The 24,941-nt window shown below is 62.1% G+C and carries 23 protein-coding genes, 1 tRNA gene and 1 pseudogene; 12 read left to right on the forward strand and 13 right to left on the reverse strand.

Annotated elements, in window-relative coordinates; translation table 11 throughout:
- Window positions 1-53: 53 nt before the first annotated feature.
- Window positions 54-1,477: pseudogene (gene cysG, locus C2U47_RS05715) on the reverse strand (siroheme synthase CysG).
- Window positions 1,478-1,674: 197 nt separating this feature from the next.
- Here cysG and C2U47_RS05720 point away from each other — a divergent pair.
- Window positions 1,675-2,598 (forward strand): SPFH domain-containing protein, encoded by a 924-nt coding sequence (locus tag C2U47_RS05720; protein ID WP_029314806.1) that lies wholly within the window; start codon window positions 1,675-1,677, stop codon window positions 2,596-2,598.
- Window positions 2,595-3,050, forward strand: a complete 456-nt coding sequence (locus C2U47_RS05725) for an NfeD family protein (RefSeq protein ID WP_043155929.1) — start codon at window positions 2,595-2,597, stop codon at window positions 3,048-3,050. The genes C2U47_RS05720 and C2U47_RS05725 overlap by 4 nt, the downstream gene beginning before the upstream one ends.
- An 80-nt stretch (window positions 3,051-3,130) precedes the next feature.
- Here C2U47_RS05725 and C2U47_RS05730 read toward each other — a convergent pair whose 3' ends face one another.
- The 3 genes from C2U47_RS05730 to C2U47_RS05740 form a co-directional block, all read right to left on the reverse strand.
- Window positions 3,131-3,376: a hypothetical protein gene (locus tag C2U47_RS05730; RefSeq protein ID WP_010675602.1), complete on the reverse strand. Its 246-nt coding sequence runs from the start codon at window positions 3,374-3,376 to the stop codon at window positions 3,131-3,133.
- 306 nt (window positions 3,377-3,682) lie between these two features.
- Complete coding sequence (locus tag C2U47_RS05735) at window positions 3,683-4,732, reverse strand: oxidoreductase (RefSeq protein ID WP_043155931.1); 1,050 nt, start codon at window positions 4,730-4,732, stop codon at window positions 3,683-3,685.
- 103 nt (window positions 4,733-4,835) lie between these two features.
- Window positions 4,836-5,999, reverse strand: coding sequence for a multidrug effflux MFS transporter (locus C2U47_RS05740; protein ID WP_039040832.1), 1,164 nt, complete (start codon window positions 5,997-5,999; stop codon window positions 4,836-4,838).
- Between the two features lie 234 nt (window positions 6,000-6,233).
- Between C2U47_RS05740 and rdgB the strand changes: the two genes are divergently transcribed.
- Together rdgB and hemW are read left to right on the forward strand one after the other, a co-directional pair.
- Window positions 6,234-6,830 carry an RdgB/HAM1 family non-canonical purine NTP pyrophosphatase gene (gene rdgB, locus C2U47_RS05745; protein ID WP_010675605.1) on the forward strand — a complete coding sequence of 199 codons (597 nt, stop codon included), beginning with the start codon at window positions 6,234-6,236 and terminating at the stop codon, window positions 6,828-6,830.
- Between the two features lie 132 nt (window positions 6,831-6,962).
- Window positions 6,963-8,108, forward strand: coding sequence for a radical SAM family heme chaperone HemW (gene hemW, locus C2U47_RS05750; protein WP_049636096.1), 1,146 nt, complete (start codon window positions 6,963-6,965; stop codon window positions 8,106-8,108).
- A 116-nt stretch (window positions 8,109-8,224) separates the two neighbouring features.
- On the opposite strand, the gene C2U47_RS05755 is transcribed toward hemW, so the two are convergent.
- The 3 genes from C2U47_RS05755 to zntR form a co-directional block, all read right to left on the reverse strand.
- Window positions 8,225-8,443 carry an alternative ribosome-rescue factor A gene (locus C2U47_RS05755; protein ID WP_010675607.1) on the reverse strand — a complete coding sequence of 73 codons (219 nt, stop codon included), beginning with the start codon at window positions 8,441-8,443 and terminating at the stop codon, window positions 8,225-8,227.
- A gap of 107 nt (window positions 8,444-8,550) precedes the next feature.
- Window positions 8,551-9,087: a dihydrofolate reductase family protein gene (locus C2U47_RS05760; RefSeq protein WP_042016332.1), complete on the reverse strand. Its 537-nt coding sequence runs from the start codon at window positions 9,085-9,087 to the stop codon at window positions 8,551-8,553.
- Window positions 9,077-9,514, reverse strand: coding sequence for a Zn(2+)-responsive transcriptional regulator (zntR, locus tag C2U47_RS05765; RefSeq protein ID WP_049636097.1), 438 nt, complete (start codon window positions 9,512-9,514; stop codon window positions 9,077-9,079). Before zntR ends, C2U47_RS05760 begins: the two co-directional genes overlap by 11 nt.
- A gap of 432 nt (window positions 9,515-9,946) precedes the next feature.
- Between zntR and purH the strand changes: the two genes are divergently transcribed.
- From purH to C2U47_RS05795, 7 genes are all read left to right on the forward strand, one after another.
- A complete protein-coding gene (gene purH / locus C2U47_RS05770; RefSeq protein WP_010675610.1) occupies window positions 9,947-11,539 on the forward strand; it encodes a bifunctional phosphoribosylaminoimidazolecarboxamide formyltransferase/IMP cyclohydrolase in 1,593 nt (530 codons plus the stop codon).
- Between the two features lie 104 nt (window positions 11,540-11,643).
- Window positions 11,644-12,933, forward strand: coding sequence for a phosphoribosylamine--glycine ligase (purD, locus tag C2U47_RS05775; protein WP_042864962.1), 1,290 nt, complete (start codon window positions 11,644-11,646; stop codon window positions 12,931-12,933).
- Between the two features lie 405 nt (window positions 12,934-13,338).
- Entirely contained in the window at window positions 13,339-13,713 is a 375-nt protein-coding gene (locus C2U47_RS05780; RefSeq protein WP_049636098.1) for a cytochrome b562, read from the forward strand.
- Window positions 13,694-14,248, forward strand: a complete 555-nt coding sequence (locus C2U47_RS05785; protein WP_010675613.1) for a cytochrome b/b6 domain-containing protein — start codon at window positions 13,694-13,696, stop codon at window positions 14,246-14,248. Before C2U47_RS05780 ends, C2U47_RS05785 begins: the two co-directional genes overlap by 20 nt.
- Before the next feature lie 266 nt (window positions 14,249-14,514).
- Window positions 14,515-16,272: an alpha amylase C-terminal domain-containing protein gene (locus C2U47_RS05790; RefSeq protein WP_233735865.1), complete on the forward strand. Its 1,758-nt coding sequence runs from the start codon at window positions 14,515-14,517 to the stop codon at window positions 16,270-16,272.
- Window positions 16,273-16,292: 20 nt separating this feature from the next.
- On the forward strand, window positions 16,293-17,090 hold the full coding sequence (locus tag C2U47_RS23725; protein ID WP_233735866.1) for a PKD domain-containing protein: 798 nt from the start codon (window positions 16,293-16,295) through the stop codon (window positions 17,088-17,090).
- 147 nt (window positions 17,091-17,237) lie between these two features.
- A complete protein-coding gene (locus C2U47_RS05795; protein WP_049636100.1) occupies window positions 17,238-17,708 on the forward strand; it encodes a tetratricopeptide repeat protein in 471 nt (156 codons plus the stop codon).
- Between the two features lie 47 nt (window positions 17,709-17,755).
- Here the strand turns inward: C2U47_RS05795 and C2U47_RS05800 are convergent.
- The 5 genes from C2U47_RS05800 to rpsU form a co-directional block, all read right to left on the reverse strand.
- Window positions 17,756-17,832 (reverse strand) — tRNA-Ile (locus C2U47_RS05800).
- Window positions 17,833-18,026: 194 nt separating this feature from the next.
- A complete protein-coding gene (gene rpoD / locus C2U47_RS05805; RefSeq protein WP_263639565.1) occupies window positions 18,027-19,922 on the reverse strand; it encodes an RNA polymerase sigma factor RpoD in 1,896 nt (631 codons plus the stop codon).
- A gap of 183 nt (window positions 19,923-20,105) precedes the next feature.
- Window positions 20,106-21,893 carry a DNA primase gene (gene dnaG, locus C2U47_RS05810; RefSeq protein ID WP_049636101.1) on the reverse strand — a complete coding sequence of 596 codons (1,788 nt, stop codon included), beginning with the start codon at window positions 21,891-21,893 and terminating at the stop codon, window positions 20,106-20,108.
- 89 nt (window positions 21,894-21,982) lie between these two features.
- Window positions 21,983-22,426 carry a GatB/YqeY domain-containing protein gene (locus tag C2U47_RS05815; protein WP_010675618.1) on the reverse strand — a complete coding sequence of 148 codons (444 nt, stop codon included), beginning with the start codon at window positions 22,424-22,426 and terminating at the stop codon, window positions 21,983-21,985.
- 15 nt (window positions 22,427-22,441) lie between these two features.
- Window positions 22,442-22,657: a 30S ribosomal protein S21 gene (gene rpsU, locus C2U47_RS05820; protein WP_005309452.1), complete on the reverse strand. Its 216-nt coding sequence runs from the start codon at window positions 22,655-22,657 to the stop codon at window positions 22,442-22,444.
- Between the two features lie 179 nt (window positions 22,658-22,836).
- On the opposite strand from rpsU, the gene tsaD reads away from it, so the two are divergent.
- Window positions 22,837-23,850 (forward strand): tRNA (adenosine(37)-N6)-threonylcarbamoyltransferase complex transferase subunit TsaD, encoded by a 1,014-nt coding sequence (gene tsaD, locus C2U47_RS05825; RefSeq protein ID WP_041213897.1) that lies wholly within the window; start codon window positions 22,837-22,839, stop codon window positions 23,848-23,850.
- A gap of 73 nt (window positions 23,851-23,923) precedes the next feature.
- On the opposite strand, the gene rpoS is transcribed toward tsaD, so the two are convergent.
- Entirely contained in the window at window positions 23,924-24,907 is a 984-nt protein-coding gene (gene rpoS, locus C2U47_RS05830; protein ID WP_010675620.1) for an RNA polymerase sigma factor RpoS, read from the reverse strand.
- Window positions 24,908-24,941 lie beyond the last annotated feature (34 nt).

Genomic DNA, 24,941 nt, shown 5'->3' on the forward strand with positions numbered 1-24,941 from the left:
TTCAGTTCGGTGCCGCCTTGGCCGCACCGTCAAATCGATTCGGGTCTCGCCTCTCAGGCCAGGCTCACCAGCTTGAGCTCGTGGCCGCTTTCTGCCTCCTGCCCTTGCCCCTGCTCGCCAAACCAGGCGAGTTGCTGGCGCAGGGCCACCACTTCACCGATGACGATAAGCGACGGGCTCACCGCCTGCTGGGCCAGTTCGGCCAGATCCGCCAAGGTGCCGGTCAGCACCCGCTGACGGGCCGTGGTGCCCCGCTCGATGATGGCGATGGGGGTGGCGGCGCGTCGGCCATGGCTCACCAGTTGCTGCTGGATATGCTCGGAGCGCATCAGCCCCATGTAGATGACCAGGGTCTGGTTGGTGGCCGCAAGCTGCTGCCAGTCGGGCTCCTTGCCCTCCTTCTGGCAGTGGCCGGTGATGAAGACGGCGCTCTGGGCATGGTCGCGGTGGGTGAGCGGAATGCCCGCATAGGCGGTGGCACCGGCAGCGGCGGTGATGCCGGGCACCACGGAGAAGGGAATGCCCTCCTCGGCCAGCACTTCCAGCTCCTCGCCACCACGACCGAACATGAAGGGATCGCCCCCTTTGAGGCGCACCACCCGGTTGCCCGCTTTGGCGTATTCCACCAAGAGGCGATTGGTCTCTTCCTGGGGCACGCTGTGGGCACCCGCCTTCTTGCCGACCGACACCAGGGTGGCGTCGCGGCGCACCAGTTCCAGGATCTCGGGGGAGACCAGCTGGTCATAGAGCACCACTTCGGCCTGCTGGATCTGTTGCAGCGCCTTGAGGGTCAGCAGGCCAGGATCTCCCGGGCCCGCCCCCACCAAGACAACTTCCCCCACCTCGGTTTGGGCTTTGTCGAGCCCCTCATTGAGCCAGCGCTCGGCCCCTGCCAATCGGCTTTCTCAATCAGACCGGCCAGGGTGTTGGAGGCAAAGGCGCGCTCCCAGAAGCGGCGGCGATCGGAGAGGGAGGCCAGCACCTGCTTGGCCCGGCGGCGCACCCGGCCGGAGAGCTCCGCCAGACCGCCGAGGTGGCGGGGCAGCAGGCTCTCGAGCCGCTCGCGCAACAGACGCACCAGCACGGGGGCCTTGCCGCCGCTGGAGACGGCCACCACGATGGGGCTGCGATCGATGATGGAGGGGAAGATAAAGCTGGAGCGCTCGGGGTCATCCACCAGGTTGACGAACAGACCGCGCTCGGTGGCGCTCTGGTAGACCAGGGCGTTGACCTCGAGATCGTCGGTCGCGGCCACCACCAGGATCTGCCCTGCCAGGTGGGCCGGGTCGAAACGCGCCGCCACATGGGTGAAGCGACCGGCAAATTCATGGAACTCGGGCTCGAGCATGGGAGAGACCAGGGTGATCCGGGCACCTGCCGCCAGCAGCAGGCGCGCCTTGCGCAGGGCAACCTCGCCCCCGCCCACCAGCAGTACCGGGCGGCCTTCCAACCTGGCAAACATAGGTAAATAATCCATCAGGGCCCGCTCCTCGGCATCGCGACATCTGGGGCGACTATAGGCAGGAGCGCTTATCCCTCAAAATAATAAAAAATGCTCTTTAATGCGTTTTGGTAATTAGTAAAGCCGTGTGGCGGCAATAGAGAAGCGAATCTGCTTGTGGTGGATGGCACCAGACCCTAGGCTAGTGAAAGTGTTTCATAAGGAGCTTAATCATGAATGAGTCATTGATTGTATTGGGGATCTTCATATTCCTGGTACTCGCCACCCTGAGTGCCGGCATCAAGATAGTGCCCCAGGGTTACAACTGGACCGTGGAGCGCTTCGGCCGCTACACCCGCACCCTCTCCCCGGGCCTCAACCTGCTGATCCCCTACATCGACCGCATCGGCCACAAGATCATCATGATGGAGCAGGTGCTGGACATCCCGGCCCAGGAGGTGATCTCCCGGGACAACGCCAACGTCACCATCGACGCCATCAGCTTCGTGCAGGTGGTGGATGCCCGCAAGGCGGGCTACGAGGTCAACGATCTCACCAGTGCCATCCGCAATCTCACCATGACCAACATGCGGACCGTGCTCGGCGCCATGGAGCTGGACGAAATGCTCTCCCAGCGCGACACCATCAACGAGAAGCTGCTGCGCACCATGGATGCGGCCACCGCCCCCTGGGGCATCAAGGTGACCCGGATCGAGATCAAGGATGTGCGCCCGCCCCTCGCCCTGGTGGAAGCCATGAACGCCCAGATGAAGGCCGAGCGCCAGAAGCGGGCCGAGGTGCTGGAGGCCGAAGGGGTGCGCCAGTCCAAGATCTTGAAGGCCGAGGGGGAGAAGCAGTCCCAGATCCTGAAAGCCGAGGGTGAGCGTCAGGCCGCCTTCCTCGCCGCCGAAGCCCGGGAGCGGGCCGCCGAGGCGGAAGCCAAGGCGACCCACATGGTCTCCCAGGCGATTGCCGAGGGCGACATGCAGGCCATCAACTACTTCGTGGCCCAGAAATACACCGAGGCCCTGGCCCGCATCGGTGAAGGCCCCAACAGCAAGATCATCATGATGCCCCTGGAAGCGGGCAGCCTGATAGGCTCGGTGGCGGGCATGGCCGAGCTGTTCAACAAAGACGGCAAGGCGGGCAAATCATGACAGCCCTGTTCGAGGGGCTGACCCACTGGCACTGGCTGGGACTCGGCTTCGTGCTGCTGGCCATCGAGGTGATGGGGTCGGTGGGCTTCCTGCTCTGGACCGGCATCGCCGCCCTGGAGGTGGGACTCCTGCTGCTGGTCTGGCCCTTCGGCTGGCAGGCGCAGTTGCTGCTCTTCGCCCTGCAATCCCTGCTCACCACCTGGGCCTGGTGGCGCTGGCAGCATCGCCGGGATCACTCCGGGCTGGATGCCGCCGCTCCCATCAACGAGCGGATGCAAAGCTACATGGGCCGCGAGCTGACCCTGCTGGACGAAGTCAGCCAGGGAATGAGCCGGGTGCATCTGGACGACACCGTCTGGACGGTGCGCTGCAACGCGCCGCTGCCGGCCGGCAGCCGGGTCAAGGTGGTGGGGGCCGACTCCCACATCCTGCTGGTGGAACCCCTCGGCTGACCGGGCAGCGCCCTTCCATGGCCATAAAAAAACGGGCCCGGCGCGAGTGCGCCGGGCCCGTTTTTCAATGAGGTGCTGGCTTAGTTGGCCTTGGCATCGCTCACGGCAGCTTCAGCCTTGGTGGCCACGTCAGCGGCAGCCTTCTCGACAGTAGCGGAAGCTTCGGAAGCAGCCTTCTCGACGGTAGCAGACGCTTCGCTAGCGGCTTTCTCGACAGTGGCAGCAACGTCTGCGGCCGGGGTCGCAGCCGGAGCGGCAGCTTCTTCTTTCTGACCACAGGCGGTCAACATCAGACCCAGGATACCGGCTACCAGTACTTTGTTCATGTGCATACCCTCAAAAAAAGATGGAGAGATGGTGCAGGGACCATCACTGTACGCCCCGGCTCCTGTCGGCACACCGGCCGCTGGAGCCCGAAGGCGCGCGAAATATATCCCCATATGCGGCCGATGAAAACGCGTATCACAATGATATTTTCTCGTTGGCATGATAAGAAACACTGCTGCAACGACAAATATTAATATAAAACACCCATTCATCATCAGATTCGCACAACAAATCGCCAATTACCTGGCGATTGCCAGTCAGCCATTGCCTTTCTGTCAGGCTCTCGGCGCTGCCGGATTACGCCGTCAGTCAGACAGCTTCTGACAAGGCAGGCGCCGCCCCTGCTGGTCGCTCTGCCGGGCCAGGTCCAGCAAGGCCATCACCGCCAGGGCCTCGTCGGCCGGCACCGGGTTCTCCCCTTCTCCCCGGATGGCGGCGCAGACGCCGCGATAGTAGGCGCCGTAGTCCCCCGCCTCGCCAGCCACGGTCTGCTGCACGAGCTGACCGTCCCGGATCTGGCTGAGCTGGCCGGGGGCGGGATCCACGCCCCAGTCCGCCGCCGGAGGCCGCTTGCCCTCCTTGAGCTGCTCCTCCTGCACGTCCATGCCGAACTTGATGAAAGAGCCCTGACTGCCGTGCACCACGAAGCGGGGCATCACGGCCGACACCAGACAACTGCCGTGCAGAATGACCCGCATCTCGCCGTAACCCAGCACCACATGGAAGTAGTCGTCCGCCAGGGCCCCGGGGCGCTGCTTGCCCAGATCCGCCTGCAACCAGTCCGGCTGGCCGAACAGCTGGAGCGACTGATCCAGGATATGGGGGCCGAGATCGAACCAGAGACCGGAGCCCGGGCCGCCCGCCTCGCGCCAGCGCTGGCGCACCTCGGGGCGATAACGGTCGAAGTGGGATTCGAACTGGGCGACTTGCCCCAGCGCCCCCTCCGCCAGCAGACGGCGCACCGTGAGGAAGTCCCCGTCCCAGCGCCGGTTGTGGAAGATGCTGAGCAGCCGTTGCTGCTTCTCTGCCAACTCGACCAGCGCCTTCGCTTCGGCCAGATCCAGGGCGAACGGCTTGTCGATCACCACGTGCTTGCCCGCCAGCAGGGCCTCGCGAGCGATGGGGGCGTGGGTGTCGTTGGGGGTGGCGATCACCACCAGATCGAGGCTGTCATCGGCCAGCACCTGCTCCAGGGTGCCGACCCGGGTGCCGGGCAACGCGGCCTGTACCTTGGCGGCATCCCGGCTCACCACCCAGCGCAGGGTCAGGCCCGGGGTCGTGGCCAGGAAGGGGGCGTGAAAGGTCTGTCCTGCGAAGCCGTATCCCACCAGGGCGGCGTTGATTGTGTGGCTCATCCGGTTTTCTCCACGGGTCTGTGATCATGCGAGGCAGGCGAGGTCACCTGAAAAAGAGAAGGGGGCTCAAGGCCCCCCGAGTGTGCTCATCAGAGCACAGGATTTATTGCAAACACAAGCGGCGACCCTGGCGGGTCATCAGCATCACCAGCGGGGGCAGCAGCAGCCACATGTGCAGGGCAAGCTGGCTCAGGGGATCCGGCATCAGCCAACCGGTGATCCCCACCAGGGCGCCGGAGCCGCTCATCTGGAACAGGCCGAGCAGGGCGGCAGCAGTCCCGGCGCAGTGGCCGAAGGGGGCCAGCGCCATACCGGCGGCGGCGCCCAGGATCATCGCAAAACCGATGCTGGAGAGGAACACCGGGCCCATCATGGCCAGCGGGTGCGGGATGTGCATGGCCAGGGTCAGGGTGATGGCGGAGAGCAGCAGCACCAGCAGGCCGATGCGCAGGGTCCGTCTTGGCCCTACCCGGGCGATGAAGCGCGGGGCCAGGAAGCAGGCCAGGATGTTGAGGGCCGCATTGGCGGTGAACCAGTGACTGAAGCCACTCATGTCCAGCCCCAGGGTCACCATCAGTTGTACCGGCGCCGCCGTCACGTAGGCGAGGATCACCGCCATCGCCAGCATGCACAGCGCCGCGTTGAACAGGAAGCTCGGGGAGCGCAGCACCGGGCTGTAGCGGGACCAGCTGATGAGCGGGCCAGCACTGCTGGTCTCCTCAGGGCGGGTTTCCGGCATCCGCCACAGCAGCCAGCTGCCGACCACGACGGCGTAACCCGCCATGAACCAGAAGTTCGCCGACCAGCCCGCCTTGGCGGTGAGCCAGCCACCCAGCAGGGGCGCCAGTGCGGGGATGAAGCAGATGGCACCGTTCAGATAGGAGATCATCTGACCGCTCTTCTTGGGGCCATAGCTGTCACGGACCACCGAGAAGGCGGCCACCGAGGTGGCGCAGGCCCCGAAGCCTTGCAGCACCCGCGCCAGCATCAGCTCGCCCAGGCTGGCGGCAAAGCCGGCTGCCAGGGCGCTCAGGCCGTAGAGCAGCACGCCCCCCAGGGCAATGGGTTTGCGCCCGTAGCGATCGGCCAGCGGCCCCACCAGTAGTTGCCCCAGCCCCATGCTGAACAGGAACCAGGTAATGGTGCCCTGCATCAGGGTCACTTCGGCCCCCAGCTGCTCGGCCATCTGGGGGATGGCAGGCAAATAGATGTCGATGGCCAGCGGGCTGAACAACACCAGGAGTACAAGCAAAAGAATCAATGGCATCAGTCACCTCAAGCCCTAGGAATATCGATTGGGCCGCGAGTCTACTGACTCAGAGTAATGAATTGAAATGGTATTTAATCACTTCGGTTATTCCCTGCTGGAAACATGTATCTCTTCTACCTCTCAGGGGGTGGAACCAGGATCCCCCGTTGGCACCGGATCCCGGGCAATTGGCGCTTTTACTAAACCCCTCCCCCGCATAGAATGCGCAGATTATTTTTGCGGAGGTGTGTGATGAACAAGCTTGTCCTGGCAACAGGGAACCAGAAAAAGGTGAAGGAATTGGCCGCCATGCTGGCCGATATGAAGATCCAGGTGATCCCGCAGAGCGAGTTTGCAGTCTCCGATGCCGACGAGACCGGCACCACCTTCGTCGAGAATGCCATCATCAAGGCCCGCCACGCCGCCCGCGTCACCGGCCTGCCCGCCGTGGCCGACGACTCCGGTCTGGAAGTGGATCTGCTGCACGGCCGCCCCGGCGTCTACTCCGCCCGTTTTGCCGGTGCCGGTGCCAGCGACAAGGAGAACATCGACAAGCTGCTGGCCGAGCTCAAGGGCGCGCCGGATTACCTGAAAAGCGCCCGCTTCTGGTGCGTGCTGGTCTACATGCGCCACGCCGACGATCCCACCCCCATTATCTGCCAGGCCAGCTGGGAGGGGATGATCATCGACGAACCCCGCGGCCAGCACGGCTTCGGCTACGACCCCGTGTTCTTCGTCCCCGACCACGACTGCACCTCGGCCCAGATGCCGGCGGAACTCAAGAACCAGCTCAGCCACCGTGGCCAGGCCCTGGCCAAGCTCAAAGCGGCCCTGGCGGCGGTCAACTAAAGCGCTGTCTCCCGCCGCGTTGTCATCTACAATGGGGGCCGTCGGCCCCCGTTTCGTTCGCGGCGCCCCGCCCGTTGTCACCGGCAACCAGGGCCACCCGACCCCTTTTGATTGTTGAATACTGGAAATCCCATGCTGCAACTGCCGCCCCTCTCCCTCTATATCCACGTGCCCTGGTGCGTCCAGAAGTGCCCCTACTGCGACTTCAACTCCCACGCCCAGAAGGGGGAGCTGCCCCACCTCGAGTACGTGGCAGCCCTGCTGGAGGATCTGGAGCAGGATCTGCACTGGGCCCAGGGGCGCCCCCTCTCCTCCATCTTTATCGGTGGCGGCACGCCGAGCCTGCTCTCCGTCGACGCCATGCAGGCGCTGCTGGACGGGGTGCGCGAACGCATCGCCCTGACCCCGGACTGCGAGATCACCATGGAGGCCAACCCGGGCACGGTGGAGGCGGACAAGTTCGCCGGCTTCCAGCGGGCCGGTATCAACCGCATCTCCATCGGGGTACAGAGCTTCCAGCAGGAGAAATTGACCCGGCTCGGCCGCATCCACGGCCCCGAGGAGGCGCGCAAGGCCGCCGAACTGGCCCACGCCATCGCGCTTCCCACCTTCAACCTGGATCTGATGCACGGCCTGCCGGATCAGAGCCTGGACGATGCGCTCTACGACCTGCAGCAGGCCATCGACTGCGCGCCGCCGCACCTCTCCTGGTATCAGCTCACCATAGAGCCGAACACGGCATTCGCCTCCAAGCCCCCCACGTTGCCGGAAGATGACACCCTGTGGGACATCTACGAGCAGGGCCACGCCATGCTGACCGCCCGGGGCTATCAGCAGTACGAGATCTCGGCCTATGCCAAAGAGGGGTATCAGTGTCGCCACAACCTCAACTACTGGCGCTTTGGCGACTATCTGGGGATCGGCTGCGGCGCCCACGGCAAGGTGACGGATCTTGCCAACCAGCAGATCCTGCGCACCGCCAAAGTGAAGCATCCGAAAGGTTATCTGGATCCGAGCCGCCCCTATCTGGACAGCCAATGGCAGGTGAGCGCGGACGATCTGCCCCTCGAGTACTTCATGAACCGGTTTAGATTGTTTGAACCCGCCCCCAAGGCGGAGTTCGAGGCCTTCACAGGGCTACCGCTGGAGCGGGTAGAGACCATGCTCGCCATCGCCCGGACCAAGGAGCTGATCGAGGATCTCGGCGACAGCTGGCAGCTCACGTCCCTCGGGCATCGCTACCTCAACGTGCTGCTCGAACTCTTTATGGATGAGTGAGCACGGGTTCACTCTCTTGCGTCAAGACCGCAAGTCAGCACCAGCGAATAGAAAAACAATCAGGGCGCCATTGGCGCCCTGATTGTGTTAGCTGATGCCTTGCGGCAGAAACCCGCTCAGCAGCAGACGCTTGCCATCTGCTGTTGGCCGGGCTCCCACCGCTTGCCGTGCTTGGCCTTGCGCTGATAGCTGCCCTTACCCTTCTTGCTCGGCTCGACCCGGGCCTGGAACAGGGGGGAGGTCACCAGTGCCTTGAGGTGGTTGTCCTGAATGATGCCGCGCTGATGTTCGCAGGCGGGTTCGGCGGTGACACAGGTCACCTTCTTCTTGGCCATATGGGCTCCTTGATGGGGTTGTCGTGTTTGCCTATCGTCCCTGTCTGGAAGGGCAGGTGGCGAAAAACGCGCCGATTGTGCGCCTCTTGCCTCCCCCGTGCAAGCTGTCAGGCGGGGTGATAGATAACCCGCACCAGGCCGCTTGGCAGCACGGCGCTCGACACCGGTCTCAACCCTGCGGGGAGAGGCCCGGTAAAGAGCGGGATCCCGCCCCCCAGGGTGACCGGCACCCAGAACAGGGTCAGCTCGTCCACCAGGGCCCCCTGCAGACCCTGCCTCACCAGCTCCCCGCCATCCAGATAGAGGTGACGGCTTCCCCCCTGCCACAACTCGTCCAGCACCTGCGCCAGCGCCCCCTGCCTGAACGCGACCCGAGGACGGGGGTCGGCGGGCCTGTGGGTCAGTACCACCAGCGGCTTGTCCCCGTAGGGCCACTCGGGAAAGGCGCTTACGATATCGTAGGTGTTGCGCCCCATCAGCAGGGTGTCTGCGCTCGCCATCAGGGCGCTGTACCCGGTCTCCTCCGGCCCGTCGCCACCATAGGGGGCCAGCCATGCCAGATCGCCCCCCTCCCCGGCGATGAAACCGTCGAGGGAGAGGGCGAGAAAGGCGGAGACCCGGGGCCGGCGCAGCTCAGTGCTCATGGTCGTGATGCTCGTGGCGGGAAGGGGCGCCGGACTCCAGGGTCTCGAGGATGGCGCAGTGCTCCGCCGAGCGCGGGCCGCCGCAGCAGATGTCGGAGAGGGCCTTCAGGTTCTCGCGAAAACGGGTCAGCTCCAGGAGCTTCTGCTCCACCTGTTCGAGCTTGGTGTCAGCCACCGCCTTCACCTCCTGGCAGGTGACCTTGGCCTTGTTGGTGTCCAGGGTGAGCAGCTCGCCGATATCCGCGAGGGAAAAGCCCACCGACTTGGCGCGGATGATGAACTCCAGCCGCCGCTTGTCCTGCTCCCCGTAGAGGCGATAACCGGATTCGTTGCGAATGCCCGGCGAGATGAGGCCGTTCTTCTCGTAAAAGCGCAGGGTGTCGGCCTTCACCCCGCACGCCTTGGCCAGTTCACCGATCCGATACATGGTCCTCTCCCCCCGCATGACATTCCCGACATGGTACTCAATATAAACCGGCCTCCACTATCACCTCTTTGCCCGGCGATTGCCAGTCAAAGGCAGGAAAGCAGCAGCTAACCCCTCACTTGCCGGCCATTTATCCCCAAAACACTGAAAAGACAAACGTTTCACAAAAATTCACCAGAAAACGTTTAACGCCGCATCCCACAAGGGTTTGTCTCTTTAAAAAATCCACCACAGGTCACATTTTTTGTGTAGAATACGCGCCCACAAGAGAGCGTCGCGTCAAGCGGGCATTTCCTAAAACGCTTTTGCCAACGGCCGCCCCGGGCGAGAGTGGTTTGCGAAATCCCCCACTTCCATTTATTTGGGGACTCTCTGTGTGTTGAGCCTCGCCTCCCATGGAACGGTCCCCGTTATGCTGAGGACGATAGTGTGATGGAACAAGCTCGACCCATTCGCCGTGCACTGCTGAGTGTGTCTGACAAGACTGGCATCCTGGAATTTGCCAAGGCACTCGACGCGCGCGGTGTGGCCCTGCTCTCCACCGGTGGTACCGCCAAGCTGCTGGCCGATGCGGGCCTGCCGGTGACCGAGGTGTCCGACTACACCGGATTCCCCGAGATGATGGACGGCCGGGTCAAGACCCTGCATCCCAAGGTACACGGCGGCATTCTCGGCCGTCGCGACCGGGATGACGCCATCATGGCCGAGCACGCTATCTCCCCCATCGACATGGTCGTCGTCAACCTCTATCCCTTCGCCGCCACCGTGGCCAAAGCCGGTTGCACCCTGGAAGACGCCGTCGAGAACATCGACATCGGCGGCCCGACCATGGTCCGCTCCGCTGCCAAGAACCACAAGGACGTCACCATCGTCGTCAAGGCCTCCGACTATGACCGCGTCATCGCCGAGATGGATGGCAACGGCAACAGCCTGACCCTCTCCACCCGCTTCGATCTGGCCATCGCCGCCTTCGAGCACACCGCCGCCTATGATGGCATGATCGCCAACTACTTCGGCACCCTGGTGCCCTCCTACGGCGAAAACAAGGAAGGCGACGAAGAGTCCCGCTTCCCCCGCACCTTCAACAGCCAGTTCATCAAGAAGCAGGACATGCGCTACGGCGAGAACAGCCACCAGGCTGCCGCCTTCTACGCCGAAGAGCAGGCTGCGCCGGGCTCGGTGGCAAGCGCCATCCAGCTGCAGGGCAAGGCCCTCTCCTACAACAACATTGCCGACACTGATGCGGCGCTGGAGTGCGTGAAGGAGTTCAGCGAACCGGCCTGCGTCATCGTCAAGCATGCCAACCCCTGCGGCGTCGCCATCGGTGACGACCTGCTGGCAGCCTACGATCGCGCCTACCAGACCGACCCCACCTCGGCCTTTGGCGGCATCATCGCCTTCAACCGCGAACTGGACGGCGAGACCGCCGCGGCCATCGTCGCCCGCCAGTTCGTGGAAGTGATCATCGCCCCCAGCATCAGCCAGGCAGCCCGCGAGGCGGTCGCCGCCAAGCAGAACGTGCGCCTGCTGGAGTGCGGCCAGTGGACTGCCCCGGCGCAAGGCTTTGACTTCAAGCGCGTCAACGGCGGCCTGCTGGTGCAGGAGCGCGATCTGGGCATGGTGACGCTCGGGGATCTGACCGTGGTCAGCCAGCGTCAGCCCACCGAGGCCGAGCTGCAGGATCTGCTGTTCTGCTGGAAGGTCGCCAAGTTCGTCAAATCCAACGCCATCGTCTACGCCAAGAACGGCCAGACCATCGGCGTCGGCGCCGGCCAGATGAGCCGCGTCTACTCTGCCAAGATCGCCGGCATCAAGGCCGAGGATGAAGGGCTGACCGTGGCGGGCTCCGTCATGGCCTCCGACGCCTTCTTCCCGTTCCGCGACGGCATCGATGCCGCCGCTGCCGCGGGCATCTCCTGCGTCATCCAGCCAGGTGGCTCGATGCGCGACCAGGAGGTGATCGACGCCGCCAACGAACACGGCATGTGCATGGTGTTCACCAACATGCGTCATTTCCGTCACTGACAGCCCAGGGCCGCCGATGGCGGCCCTGCCTCTTTAGCACCGGATCCTTTCCACTGGCAGTGCCACCGCAGCGCCAGTGAACTCAGACAGAAGCGAGCGAGACGATGAAAGTACTGATCATTGGTAACGGCGGCCGTGAACACGCCCTGGCCTGGAAGGCCAAACACTCCCCCCTGGTGACCCAGGTCTTCGTGGCACCGGGCAATGCGGGCACCCAGCTTGAGCCGGGCATCGAGAACGTCGCCATCCAGGCCACCGACATCGAGGGCCTGCTGGCCTTCGCCAAGGCTAACCAGATCGGCCTCACCATCGTCGGACCGGAAGCCCCCCTGGTGAAAGGGGTGGTCGATGCCTTCCGCGCCGCCGATCAGACCATCTTCGGCCCGACCGCCGCCGCCGCCCAGCTCGAAGGCTCCAAGGCCTTCACCAAGGACTTCCTGGCCCGCCACGCCATCCCCACCGCCGATTACCAGAACTTCACCGAGGTGGAGCCAGCGCTGGCCTATCTGCGCGAGAAGGGCGCTCCCATCGTCATCAAGGCCGACGGTCTGGCCGCCGGCAAAGGGGTGATCGTCGCCATGACCCTCGACGAGGCGGAAGCGGCGGTGCGTGACATGCTCTCCGGCAATGCCTTCGGCGATGCCGGCGCCCGGGTGGTGATCGAGGAGTTCCTGGACGGGGAAGAGGCGAGCTTCATCGTCATGGTGGACGGCGAGCACGTGCTGCCCATGGCCACCAGCCAGGATCACAAGCGCGCCTTCGACGGTGACACCGGCCCCAACACCGGCGGCATGGGGGCTTACTCCCCGGCGCCCGTGGTGACCGACGAAGTGCACCAGCGCGTGATGGAACGGGTGATCATGCCGACCGTGCGCGGCATGGCTGCCGAGGGCAACGTCTACACCGGCTTCCTCTACGCCGGCCTGATGATCGATGCCGAGGGCAACCCCAAGGTGATCGAGTTCAACTGCCGCTTCGGCGACCCCGAAACCCAGCCCATCATGCTGCGGATGCAGTCCGATCTGGTGGATCTCTGCCTCGCCGCCTGTGCCGGCCAGCTGGATCAGAAGGAAGCCGTCTATGACCCCCGTGCCGCCATCGGCGTGGTGCTGGCGGCGGGTGGCTATCCCGGCGACTACGCCAGCAATCACCCCATCAGCGGCCTGCCGGTGGACGAAGTGGCAGGGGAGAAGGTGTTCCATGCAGGCACCCGCCTGGAAGGACACACCAGCCTGACCCAGGGTGGCCGCGTGCTGTGCGCCACCGCCCTCGGCCACACGGTGCAGGAAGCCCAGCAGCGGGCCTATGCCCTGGCTGGTCGCATCCAGTGGGACGGCATCTTCTATCGCAAGGACATCGGCTGGCGTGCCATCGAGCGCGAGCAGGCCGAATAAGGGCCGGATCCCGATCACTCAAAGGGCCTGCGGGCCCTTTTTTTGTTGCACGGCGTCTGTTCGGGCAGTGGAATCATCCATGGATGGTGGCTTTCAAAAACAAAAACACCTGAAAAACTCACATGACGTTAAAAAATCTATTTTTGATAAATAATGGCAGCATGATTCACTGCCTGCGAGCCCCTTCCCGGACCAGATGCGCGCCCTTGTATCCCTGCCGGAGGCGAGATCCGGTGGCCGTTCTCTTTCGGCTACATTCCCACAGCAATCCCCTGCACAATTCGTCACAATTGGTCGCACTTTCTTCATACAATGATCGCCCTTTCATGGCATCATGATGCGTGAAACCGCACTCAAATGAGTGCTATAACAACCTGCAATCTCGTCGTCTCATAAGGAAATCCCATGCTGAAAACTGTGCGTCCCCTGCTGCTGCCCCTGATGTTCGGCCTGATGGCCCTGCCTGCCATGGCCGGCGATCTGGAGCAGCCGATGAAGAAGATCGGCTTCAACTACAAGCAGGCCGTCAAGGCCGACGACGCGGCCACCATGGAGAAATACATCAAGGAGATGAAGGCCCAGCTGGACGTCGCCAAGAGCAAGAACATGCCCGCCGCCAAGAAGGAGAAGTTCCTGGAAGGCATGACCGAAGTGCAGAGCGAGCTGGATGCCAGCCTGGCAGCCCTCCAGGCCGGTGACGAAGCCAAGGCGCGCGAGCACCTGGCCAAGGTCAACGACCTGAAGAAGGAGTACCACAACTATGCCAAGCAAAAAGGCTGATCCCTTCCACTGGGATGCTCTGGTGCGCCTCACCCACTGGGGTGTGGCGGCCATCTGTATCGGCAACCTCTGGCTCAACGAGGCGGGCGAGGAGTGGCACGAGCGGATGGGATACGCCGTCATGGTGCTCATCGGCATACGCCTGCTGTGGGGGCTCACCTTCGCTCGCGGCCACGCCCGCCTGCGCGCCCTCATCCCGAGCCGGGAGGATTTTCGCCATCAGGCCGACGCCCTGCGCGAACGGACCCCGCCCACCCCGGGCCATCACGGCAGCGGCAAGCTGGCGGTCTGGGCACTCTGGCTGCTGGTACTCGCCACCGCAGGGACCGGCTGGTTCCAGAACACCGAGACCGGCTTCGATCTGGGGGCGGACGACTGGCACGAGTGGTGCACCTGGGCACTCCAGGGCATGATCGCCCTGCACCTGTGCGCCATCGCCTACACCTCCTGGCGCCAGCGCAGCAACCTGGTCACCCGCATGCTGCCAGGGCGTCGTGCCCGGGCCAGTGCCGGGCAGCAGGAACCCAACGTCTGAACGTTCACGGGGCCTTGCGGGGCCCCTGTTCATCCCCTTCGCTACCCGCTTGACGGGATCTCGCACCGATCTGCTCCCCTCTGCCCCCTCCTGCTGCCACCGAATAGCATGAAAGCATTTTCATTCACATTTCTTAATTAATTCAGCCTGTTCGATTTTCAACCACGTCGATTTCATGAATGCTACGGAGCTGAACGAGGTTGTTTGTTGTCCGTTCGACTACACGACAGTGATACGTCAATAACAAGATCGAAGGGAAAATCGTCATGCACAACACACTGTTTCGAACCGCCCTGCTGGCGGCGGCACTCGGCTCTTTCAGCCACACTGCCAGCGCCGAAGGAGTCATGGTTCACCTGTTCCAATGGAAGTTCAACGACATCGCCAACGAGTGCGAGACCGTGCTCGGGCCCAAGGGGTTCGGTGGCGTCCAGATCACCCCGCCCGCCGAGCACAAGCAGGGCAGCCAGGTCTGGTGGACCGTCTATCAACCGGTCAGCTTCAAGAATTTCAACAGCTTCGGTGGTAGCGAGGCAGAGCTCAGAAGCATGATCGCCCGCTGCAACGCGGCCGGGGTCAAGGTCTATGCCGACGCCGTCTTCAACCAGCTGGCATCGGGTTCGGGCACCGCCACCGGCGGCGGCAGCTACAACTCGGGGCAATACCAATATCCCCAGTTCGGCTACAACGACTTCCATCACAGCGGCGACATCACCAACTACGGCGACAGCAACAACGTCTGGAACGGCGCCCTCTACGGCATGCCGGACCTCAATACCGGCTCATCCTACGTCCAGGATCAGATCGCCACCTACATGAAGACCCTGCTCGGCTGGGGCGTGGCGGGCTTTCGCATCGATGCGGCCAAGCACATGGCGCCGGCCGATGTGAAGGCCATCCTCGACAAGGCAGGCAGCCCCAGAGCCTACCTGGAGGTGATCGGCGCAGGCGGGGAGTCCCCCGACATTCAGCCGGGCCGCTACACCTACATCGACACCGTCACCGACTTCAAATATGGCACCGATCTCGCCGCCAACTTCAACGGCCAGATCAAGAACCTCAAAACCCTGGGCGAGAGCTGGGGCCTGCTCCCCTCCAACAAGGCCTTCGTCTTCGTGGTCAACCACGACCGCGAACGCGGCCACGGCGGTGGCGGCATGCTCACCTTCATGAGCGGTGCCCGCTACGATCTGGCCAACACCTTCATGATGGCCTGGCCCTATGGCTGGAAGCAGGTAATGTCGGGCTATCGCTTCGAAAACATGGGCACCTATGAAACCGACAAGGGGGCGCCGGGCAGCACGCCCTGCACGGACAGCCAGTGGAACTGCGAACAGCGCCGACCGACCATCATGAACATGGCCCTGTTCCACAACCGGACCGAAGGCCAGCCCGTCAGCAACTGGTGGGACAACGGCAACAACCAGATAGCCTTCAGCCGCGGTGACAAGGGCTTCGTCGCCATCAACAACGAGAGCGGCAGCCTGGTGGCCTCGGTGCAGACCGGCCTGCCGGCCGGCGAGTACTGCAACCTCCTGGGGGGCAATGACTACTGCAGCGGCGGTTATGTCACCGTCGATGGTAGCGGCAAGGCCAGCCTGAACGTCCCCGGCATGAAGGCGGCCGCCATCATCGCCGGTTGCACCAAGGCCAGCCCCTGCGGCGGTTCCGTCCTGCCGGGCAACAAGTTCAGCAGCATGAACCTGCGCGGCACCCACAACGCCTGGGGCAACACCCCCATGACCGTCGATGCCAACCGTGTCTGGTCCGCCACCCTCACCCTGACCGGCACCGGTGACGCCACCGGTGCCCAGCGCTTCAAGTTCGACGTCTTCGGCAACTGGGCCGAGAACTACGGCGACAACGAAGGGGATGGCATCGCCGACAAGGGCAGCAGCAAGGATATCCTGGTCAGCGGGGCGGGCACCTACCGCATCACCCTGAGCGAGAGCGATCTGCGCTACACGGTCACCCCCTCACCAGCAACCAGGCACCGGTCGCCGCCCTCTCTCCCAAAACCCTAAGCGTCAAGGCGGGGGAGAGCGTGGTGTTCGACGCCTCCGCTTCCAGCGATGATGGCGGCGTGGTGAGCTACAGCTGGTCCAGCGGGGGCACCGCCACCACGGAGACAGTCCGGTTCGATACCCCGGGTACCCATACCGTGACGGTCACCGTGACCGATGCGGAAGGGTTGACCGCCAGTGCCAGCGCCACCGTGACCGTCACCGACGACAACGGCACCTACGCCAGCGTACTGCCCACCCTGAACTTCCGCGGTACCCCCAATGCCTGGGGATCCCTTGCCATGACGCTGATCGCCGACAATCAGTGGGAAGCCCTTGTCACCTTCGACGGTCAGACTAACCAGCGCTTCAAGTTCGACGTCAAGGGGGACTGGACCCAGAACTACGGCGACACCAACAAGGACGGCGTGGCCGAACTGACCGGCAGTGACATCCTGACCTCGGTCACCGGCCAGTACCGGGTACGTTTCAACGATCAGACCCTGCAATACAGCCTGACTCCGGTGAGCGTCACCTATGCCAAGAATGTCGCCAGCCTCAACATTCGCGGCACCACCAACAACTGGGGCACCACCCCCATGTCCCTGGTCGGGGATCACCTCTGGCAGGCCAGCGTCACCTTCACCGGCAGCGGTGATGGGAACGGTGGCCAGCGCTTCAAGTTCGACGTCAAGGGGGACTGGACCCAGAACTACGGCGACACCAACAAGGATGGCGTGGCCGAGCTGGCCGGGGCAGACATCACCACGGCAGTGGTCGGTGCCTATGTGGTGCGCTTCAACGACCAGACCCTGGCCTACAGCCTGAGCGCCCAGTAAGGCTGGACACACGCCAGGGCGATTGCGCCCCGGCGCCGAGCCAGGCCTCCCGCCATCGGCGGGAGGCCTTTTTCATGGCTCCATGACCCGTTCCCCGCCAGCCTGTCGGCAGGCATACTGATCCTTCATCCCCATGCAGGAGCACATATGAAACAGTTGAACACCCTCAAGGCCGAGGGACGGATCGAGGAAGCCCGTCAGCACGGTCTGCTGCAACTCATCGCGCACCCGGCCCACGCCGAGCTGCATTACGAAGTGGCCGGACTGCACGACATGCTGGGGCGAGAGGCCGAGGCCATTCCGCTCTATCAGAAGGCCGTGTCGCTGGGGCTTGGCGAGGCGTCGCTGCGCGGGGCCCTGCTTGGACTTGGCAGCTCCTATCGCACCACGGGCCGTCATGCCGAGGCGCTGGCCACCTTTGACGAGGCCCTGGCCCGCTTCCCCGATGCCGTGGAGTTCAAGGTGTTTCGCGCCATGACCTGCTACAACCTAGGGCGCAGCAAGGAGGGGATGGAGACGCTGCTGGGGATCCTCGCGACCACCACCACGGATCCCGCCCTGCTTCCCTACCGGCGCGCCATGGCGCTCTATGCCGAGGATCTGGACAGACGCTGGTGAACGCCAGAAACGACAAAGCCGCTCAAAAGAGCGGCTTTTTCTGAAAATGGTGGCCCCTGGGGGACTTGAACCCACGACCAATCGATTATGAGTCGACTGCTCTGACCAACTGAGCTAAGGGGCCATTGATGCTGGTTAGCGGCGTGGATTATAGGGGATGGCGGATACCCCGTCCATAGTCAGATCAACCACTTGGCGAGATTTCATCCATATTCAAGCGGTTCCATGACCCCTCTTCACGCCCATGCCAGCACGGATAAAACAAAGCCCCGCATGGCGGGGCTTTTTGTTGCAATGTCAGGCTGACAGAACCCGGGACTACTCGTCCAGGAAGCTGCGCAGCACTTCCGAGCGGCTCGGATGGCGCAGTTTGCGCAGGGCCTTGGCTTCGATCTGACGGATACGCTCACGGGTGACGTCGAACTGCTTGCCCACTTCCTCGAGGGTGTGGTCGGTGTTCATGTCGATACCGAAGCGCATGCGCAGTACCTTGGCTTCCCGTGCGGTCAGCCCGGCCAGCACTTCGCGGGTCGCGTTGCGCAGGCTCTCGCTGGTGGCCGCATCCGCTGGCAGAGCCAGGGTGGTATCTTCGATGAAGTCGCCCAAGTGGGAGTCTTCGTCATCACCGATGGGCGTCTCCATGGAGATGGGCTCCTTGGCGATTTTCAGTACCTTGCGGATCTTGTCTTCCGGCATGCCCATGCGCATGGCCAGCTCTTCCGGGTTCGGTTCACGACCCATCTCCTGCAGCATCTGGCGGGAGATGCGGTTGAGCTTGTTGATGGTCTCGATCATGTGCACCGGGATACGGATAGTACGGGCCTGATCCGCGATGGAGCGGGTAATGGCCTGACGGATCCACCAGGTGGCATAGGTCGAGAACTTGTAGCCGCGACGATATTCGAACTTGTCGACCGCCTTCATCAGACCGATGTTGCCCTCCTGGATCAGATCCAGGAACTGCAGACCGCGGTTGGTGTACTTCTTGGCGATGGAGATAACCAGACGCAGGTTGGCCTCAACCATCTCTTTCTTCGCACGGCGGGCTTTGGCCTCACCAATGCTCATGCGGCGGTTGATATCCTTGATCTGGGCGATGGACAGACCGGTCTCTTCTTCGATCTGCTGCAGCTTGCCGATGGAACGCAGTACTTCTTCGTCCATCTCGAGCAGACGGGGAGACCACGCCTTGCCGGCCTGCTTCTGGTATTCGAACCAGGCAGTTTCGCACTCGTTGTTGGTGAAGGCCGCGACGAAGGTCTTCTTCGGCATCTTGGCCTGCTCAACGCAGAGCTTCATGATGATGCGTTCCTGCACGCGGACACGCTCCATCATCTCCCGCATATTGTTGACCAGGCGATCGAACTGCTTGGGCATCAGGCGGAATTGACGGAAGACATCGGCCAGCTGGGCGATGGCATTCTGGGTGTCGTCGTGGGCACGACCATTCTGCTGAATGGAGAGACGAGTCACCTCGTACTGGGCACGCAGTTCGCCGAATTTCTCGCGAGCGACTTCCGGATCCGGGCCACCGTCGCCGTCATCGTCGGAGTTGTCACCGTCTTCGTCTTCGTCCTCATCTTCGTCTTCGTCTTCGTCGGCGAGGTCGTCCTCGCTGAGCTCGGAGCCGATATGAGTGGCGGTCGGCGCCACGTCATCCACTTCGTTCGGATCGATGAAGCCGGAGATGATGTCGGACAGGCGAAGCTGCTCGGCTTCGTACTTGTCGTACTGTTCGAGCAGATAGGTGATGGCTTCAGGGTACTCGGCGACGGAGCTTTGTACCTGGTTGATACCGTCTTCGATCCGCTTGGCGATGTCGATCTCGCCTTCGCGGGTCAGCAGTTCGACGGTACCCATTTCCCGCATGTACATGCGGACGGGATCGGTCGTGCGACCAATCTCAGATTCAACAGATGCCAGAGCCTGGGCCGCTGCTTCGGCAGCGTCCTCATCGGCGGTACCACCTTCAGCCATGATAAGGTCATCGGCATCCGGAGCGTTTTCAACCACTTGAATGCCCATATCGTTGATCATCTGGATGATGTCTTCGATCTGGTCTGAATCGACAATGTCTTGCGGGAGGTGATCGTTCACCTCGGCATAGGTCAGGTAGCCCTGTTCTTTACCTTTGGCAACGAGGAGTTTAAGCTGAGACTGCGGGGTTTGCTCCATAGAACTCATCCGGTTGGTGTTGCTAGGTTGCGCGTACAGTGCGCTGCTGCGCAAATAGCCAATTCTAATAGAAAACCGCCAGACATGCTATGTCTGGTTGCGGCGTCGGTCATGAGAAACCCCTGCCCGCAGTGTTGTCGGGGCCAGGTGGTTATAAAGTGTTTGCTTTCAATCCCGTCGATTCGGGCAACGCTATTCATATTGGGACTGCTCACTCAAATATCAAGCCCCACTCTCATTTCTTTTCTCAATCTGCACCTCTCTGATCAGCATCATCAGCTCCTGAGTTTCTTCAGAGCTTAGCCCTTCCTGCGCCACCTTGGCCTGCAATTCTTCGATCCGTTGCTTCAGGAAAAGGTTGATGAAACCGACAAAGGTATCCTGCAATTCTCCCAGAATATCGGGCTCCTGGTCGAGCTTTACCTCTTCAAACAGGTCATGCATCGCCAGCTGGGCAAGTATTTCTCCCTCTTTTGTGCCGCGCCAATGCTCCAGCAGGATACCCGTTGTCACTCCCGGCTGGATCAGGATCTGCTGGTGCAGTTGCAGCAGGAAAGGGATCCCCTGCAGGCGCAGCCCGGCCAACTCGGGCATGGCCGGCAGCTCGGCGGTGATCGCCGGATACTGCACCATCAGGGCCAGAGCCCTGCGGATCGGCGTCAGTTTGGTCGCCTTGGGTTTGTTAACTTCCGCCTTGGGCTGGCTGTTGCGGGCAAACAGCTCGGCAATCCGCTGCTTGTTTTCTCCCCAGCGCATCATGCTGGAAAGTCGGGTAATCAACCCCTCGCGAGTGAAACCTTCCGGTACCCGACGAATCAGCTCGGCGGCCTTGTTGGCCACTTCAAACTTGCCTGCCTCACCGGAAAGAGCCGCATCGCGCCCGAGGCGTTCGAACATGAAATCCGCAAACGACTGGGCCTTGTCGAGCAGCGCTTCGAACCCCTCCTTGCCGATCTGGCGTACCAGCGAGTCGGGATCCTCGCCATCCGGCAAAAAGACGAACTTGAGTTCACGGCCGTCCTGCAGGTGGGAGAGCGCGTTATCGAGCGCCCGCCAGGCCGCTTCCCGACCGGCGTTGTCGCCGTCGTAGCAACAGACCACCTCTGCCGTGGTACGGAACAGGGTGTGGATGTGATCGCTGGTGGTCGCAGTCCCCAGTGCCGCCACCGCATAGTCGATGTCGTACTGGCCGAGCGCCACCACATCCATGTAGCCTTCCACCACAAGGATCCGGCGCGGATCCTTGTGTGCCTGCTTGACCTCATAAAGGCCGAACAGCTCTCGCCCCTTGTGGAAGATGGGGGTTTCGGGGGAGTTCAGGTACTTGGGCGTGCCATCCCCCAGCACTCGGCCACCGAAGCCGATGACCCGACCGCGTTTGTCCCGGATCGGAAACATGATGCGATCGCGGAAACGATCGTAGCTGCCCGGGCCGCTGTCACGGGGGATCAGCATACCGCCCGAAATCAGCAGTTGTTCGTGATCCCTACTGGCGCCAAAGCGGCGACGCACCTGATCCCAGTCCCCAGGGGCATAACCGATGTTGAAGCGCTTGACCACCTCGCCAGTCAGGCCCCGGCCTTTCAGATACTCCACCGCCTGAGGCGCGTTCTTGAGATTGCTCTCGTAGAAGCGCGCAATCTGGTTCATCAGCTCGAACAGATCCTTGCTGACGGCTGGTTGGCTATGGCTTGATCCACTCGCCGTTTGCTCACGGGGGACCTGCATACCGTGCAGGCTTGCCAGCTCTTCGATGGCATCGGGGAATTCCAGGCCGTCGTACTCCATGACAAAGCCGATGGCATTGCCGTGGGCACCACAACCGAAACAGTGATAGAACTGCTTCTCCTGGCTGACGGTAAAGGAGGGGCTTTTTTCGTTATGAAAAGGGCAGCAAGCCTGGTAGTTCTTACCGGCTTTCTTCAACCGCACACGGGAGTCGATCAACTCGACTATGTCCGTGCGTACGAGCAGATCATCGATAAAGGATTGCGGGATCCTGCCAGCCATAACCGTCCTGTTTCATTGCATAGGAAATAAAAAAGCCGCGCATTCCAGTGGGAAGCACGGCTTCTTCGACCAAACAAGAGAGTTGCCTGTTACGCCAAGCGGGTTTTCACCTGAGCACTGACGGCGCCGACATCGGCACGCCCCTGAATTTTTGGCTTCAAGACAGCCATGACTTTACCCATGTCAGCCATGACGGCAGCACCACTTTCAGTGATGGCTTGCTCGATCAGGGCGGCAATTTCGTCTGCGGTCAGCTGTTGTGGCAGGAACTCCTGCAGCACAACGATCTCGGCGGACTCTTTGTCGGCGAGATCCTGGCGACCGGCAGCTTCAAACTGGCTGATGGAATCGCGACGCTGTTTGACCATTTTGGTCACGACAGCGAGGATCTCTTCATCATTGAGCTCGACACGGGTATCGACTTCACGCTGCTTGATTTCTGCCATCAACAAGCGGATAGCACCCAACCGAGGCTTGTCTTTGGCAAGCATGGCGAGCTTTTGCTGATCCTTGAGTTGATCCTTCAGAGACACGGCATGATCCCTTGATTAGTACAGGCGGATACGACGTGCGTTTTCGCGGGACAGCTTCTTGGCGTGACGCTTGACAGCGGACGCTTTGGCGCGCTTGCGAATGGTAGTCGGCTTCTCGTAGAACTCACGGCTACGAACTTCGGACAGGATACCGGCCTTTTCGCAAGAACGCTTGAAGCGACGCAGAGCAACGTCAAACGGCTCATTTTCACGGACTTTGATTACTGGCATGTGCCTTTCACCTCAGTGATAAATTGTTAGCTGACCTTCAATCGATCAGCATGTCTTAAAATGGTGCGAAATTATACTCTGGACAGGGAATGAAAGTAAACCCGCAGAGATCGCTCTGGTTTAAAAAACCCGCGAAGGTTACCATAGCCGTCTCATTTTAGCAGTGAAATTTTTTAGCAATGCGTGTATTGGGCATAGAGACATCCTGTGACGAAACCGGGATCGCGATCTTCGATGATCAAAAAGGGATCCTTTCCCACCAGTTGTACAGCCAGGTCAAGCTGCATGCGGACTACGGCGGCGTCGTTCCCGAGCTCGCCAGCCGGGACCATGTACGCAAGACGATCCCCTTGATCCAGGCCGCCTTGAAAGAGGCCGGACTTGGCAAGGATGACATCGATGGCATCGCCTATACCGCGGGGCCAGGTCTGGTTGGCGCCATCCTGGTCGGGGCGACCATAGGCCGCTCGCTGGCCATGGCCTGGGACAAGCCGGCCATCGCCGTACACCACATGGAAGGTCACCTGCTGGCCCCCATGCTGGAAGAGAAGGCCCCCGAGTTCCCCTTCGTGGCGCTCTTGGTTTCCGGCGGGCACTCCATGCTGGTTCGGGTCGATGGCATCGGCAGCTACCAGTTGCTGGGCGAATCGATCGACGATGCCGCCGGTGAGGCGTTCGACAAGACCGCCAAGCTGATGGGTCTGGACTACCCCGGTGGTCCGCTGCTCTCCCGGCTGGCAGAAAAGGGCACCACTGGACGCTTTACCTTCCCGCGTCCCATGACCGACCGTCCCGGGCTCGACATGAGCTTCTCCGGCCTCAAGACCTTTGCCGCCAATACCATAGCAGCCAATGGCGACGACGAGCAGACCCGTGCCGACATCGCCCGGGCGTTTGAGGATGCAGTGGTCGACACCCTGGCCATCAAGTGCCGTCGTGCCCTGAAAGAGACCGGTCTCAATCGTCTGGTCGTGGCAGGCGGCGTCAGCGCCAACCGTCATCTGCGCGCCCAGCTGGCCGAGCTGATGGAGAGCCTCAAAGGTGAAGTCTTCTACCCGCGCACCGAATACTGCACCGACAACGGCGCCATGATCGCCTATGCAGGCATGCAACGCCTTAAGGCGGGAGTCTTCGAACCCCTGGTCGTCAAGGCCGTGCCGCGCTGGCCGCTGGATACCCTGGATCCGGTGTGATCCTGACGATCCACGACAAAAAGAAAGGGGCCTGCGGCCCCTTTTTCATCTTGATGACGGTATTCATACCCGTTTAGTTGGTGCGGAACAACGCTTCGATGGAGAGTCCCTGCCCCAGCAGGATCTCCCGCAAGCGGCGCAACCCTTCTACCTGGATCTGACGCACCCGCTCGCGGGTCAGACCAATCTCGGCGCCCACGTCTTCCAAGGTGGCCGGTTCATAGCCGAGCAGACCGAAACGGCGGGCCAGCACTTCGCGCTGCTTGGGATTCAGCTCCTCCAGCCAATGCACTATGCTGCTGCGCATGTCATCTTCCTGGGACTCCAGCTCGGGCCCCATGCCGCGCTCGTCGGAAAGTACATCCAGCAGCGCCTTGTCGCGATCGCCACCAATGGGAGTATCCACCGAGGTGATCTTCTCGTTGAGCTTGAGCATGCGATTCACATCGTCCACAGAGCGATCCAGTGCAGAGGCGATATCCTCGGCGGTCGGCTCATGGTCGAGACGATGGGAAAGCTCGCGCGCAGTGCGCAGATAGACGTTCAGCTCCTTGACCACATGGATGGGCAGACGAATGGTCCGGGTCTGGTTCATGATGGCCCGCTCTATGGTCTGGCGGATCCACCAGGTGGCATAGGTAGAGAAACGGAAGCCTCGCTCGGGGTCAAACTTCTCGACCGCGCGAATAAGACCGAGGTTGCCCTCTTCGATGAGATCCAGCAGCACCAGGCCGCGGTTGTTGTAGCGCCGGGCAATCTTGACCACCAGGCGCAGGTTGGATTCAATCATGCGCTTGCGCGCCGCTTTGTCGCCACGCAGAGCACGGCGGGCGTAGTAGACTTCCTCTTCGGCCGTGAGCAAGGGGGAGAAACCTATCTCCCCCAGATAGAGCTGGGTGGCGTCCATTACCTTGTTCAGCTCGGGCGCCATCAGTTCATCGGAAATGGTTTCTTCGGCTTCGGCCGCCACTTCCTGAACCTCTTCTTCCTCCTGAACCTCCAGCTCCTCGTCGAACTCTAACTCTGCATCCTGCATTACCAGTTGTTCTTGGCTCATGATATCTCTCCCTGACCTACACCAGAGTAAGACT

Source organism: Aeromonas sp. ASNIH7, from assembly GCF_002903485.1.
Lineage (GTDB): Bacteria > Pseudomonadota > Gammaproteobacteria > Enterobacterales > Aeromonadaceae > Aeromonas > Aeromonas caviae.

What these genes read in the sequence shown, in the direction of transcription:
- C2U47_RS05780 (WP_049636098.1), top strand. Translation starts at nt 13,339, where the DNA reads ATGCTGAAAACTGTGCGTCCCCTGCTGCTGCCCCTGATGTTCGGCCTG.
- hemW (WP_049636096.1), top strand. Translation starts at nt 6,963, where the DNA reads ATGCTGCAACTGCCGCCCCTCTCCCTCTATATCCACGTGCCCTGGTGC.
- C2U47_RS05725 (WP_043155929.1), top strand. Translation starts at nt 2,595, where the DNA reads ATGACAGCCCTGTTCGAGGGGCTGACCCACTGGCACTGGCTGGGACTC.
- tsaD (WP_041213897.1), top strand. Translation starts at nt 22,837, where the DNA reads ATGCGTGTATTGGGCATAGAGACATCCTGTGACGAAACCGGGATCGCG.
- C2U47_RS05735 (WP_043155931.1), bottom strand. Translation starts at nt 4,732, where the DNA reads ATGAGCCACACAATCAACGCCGCCCTGGTGGGATACGGCTTCGCAGGA.
- rpsU (WP_005309452.1), bottom strand. Translation starts at nt 22,657, where the DNA reads ATGCCAGTAATCAAAGTCCGTGAAAATGAGCCGTTTGACGTTGCTCTG.
- C2U47_RS05785 (WP_010675613.1), top strand. Translation starts at nt 13,694, where the DNA reads ATGCCAAGCAAAAAGGCTGATCCCTTCCACTGGGATGCTCTGGTGCGC.
- dnaG (WP_049636101.1), bottom strand. Translation starts at nt 21,893, where the DNA reads ATGGCTGGCAGGATCCCGCAATCCTTTATCGATGATCTGCTCGTACGC.
- zntR (WP_049636097.1), bottom strand. Translation starts at nt 9,514, where the DNA reads ATGTATCGGATCGGTGAACTGGCCAAGGCGTGCGGGGTGAAGGCCGAC.
- C2U47_RS05760 (WP_042016332.1), bottom strand. Translation starts at nt 9,087, where the DNA reads ATGAGCACTGAGCTGCGCCGGCCCCGGGTCTCCGCCTTTCTCGCCCTC.
- rdgB (WP_010675605.1), top strand. Translation starts at nt 6,234, where the DNA reads ATGAACAAGCTTGTCCTGGCAACAGGGAACCAGAAAAAGGTGAAGGAA.
- purH (WP_010675610.1), top strand. Translation starts at nt 9,947, where the DNA reads ATGGAACAAGCTCGACCCATTCGCCGTGCACTGCTGAGTGTGTCTGAC.
- C2U47_RS05740 (WP_039040832.1), bottom strand. Translation starts at nt 5,999, where the DNA reads ATGCCATTGATTCTTTTGCTTGTACTCCTGGTGTTGTTCAGCCCGCTG.
- purD (WP_042864962.1), top strand. Translation starts at nt 11,644, where the DNA reads ATGAAAGTACTGATCATTGGTAACGGCGGCCGTGAACACGCCCTGGCC.
- C2U47_RS05790 (WP_233735865.1), top strand. Translation starts at nt 14,515, where the DNA reads ATGCACAACACACTGTTTCGAACCGCCCTGCTGGCGGCGGCACTCGGC.
- C2U47_RS05720 (WP_029314806.1), top strand. Translation starts at nt 1,675, where the DNA reads ATGAATGAGTCATTGATTGTATTGGGGATCTTCATATTCCTGGTACTC.
- C2U47_RS05795 (WP_049636100.1), top strand. Translation starts at nt 17,238, where the DNA reads ATGAAACAGTTGAACACCCTCAAGGCCGAGGGACGGATCGAGGAAGCC.
- C2U47_RS05755 (WP_010675607.1), bottom strand. Translation starts at nt 8,443, where the DNA reads ATGGCCAAGAAGAAGGTGACCTGTGTCACCGCCGAACCCGCCTGCGAA.
- rpoS (WP_010675620.1), bottom strand. Translation starts at nt 24,907, where the DNA reads ATGAGCCAAGAACAACTGGTAATGCAGGATGCAGAGTTAGAGTTCGAC.
- C2U47_RS05730 (WP_010675602.1), bottom strand. Translation starts at nt 3,376, where the DNA reads ATGAACAAAGTACTGGTAGCCGGTATCCTGGGTCTGATGTTGACCGCC.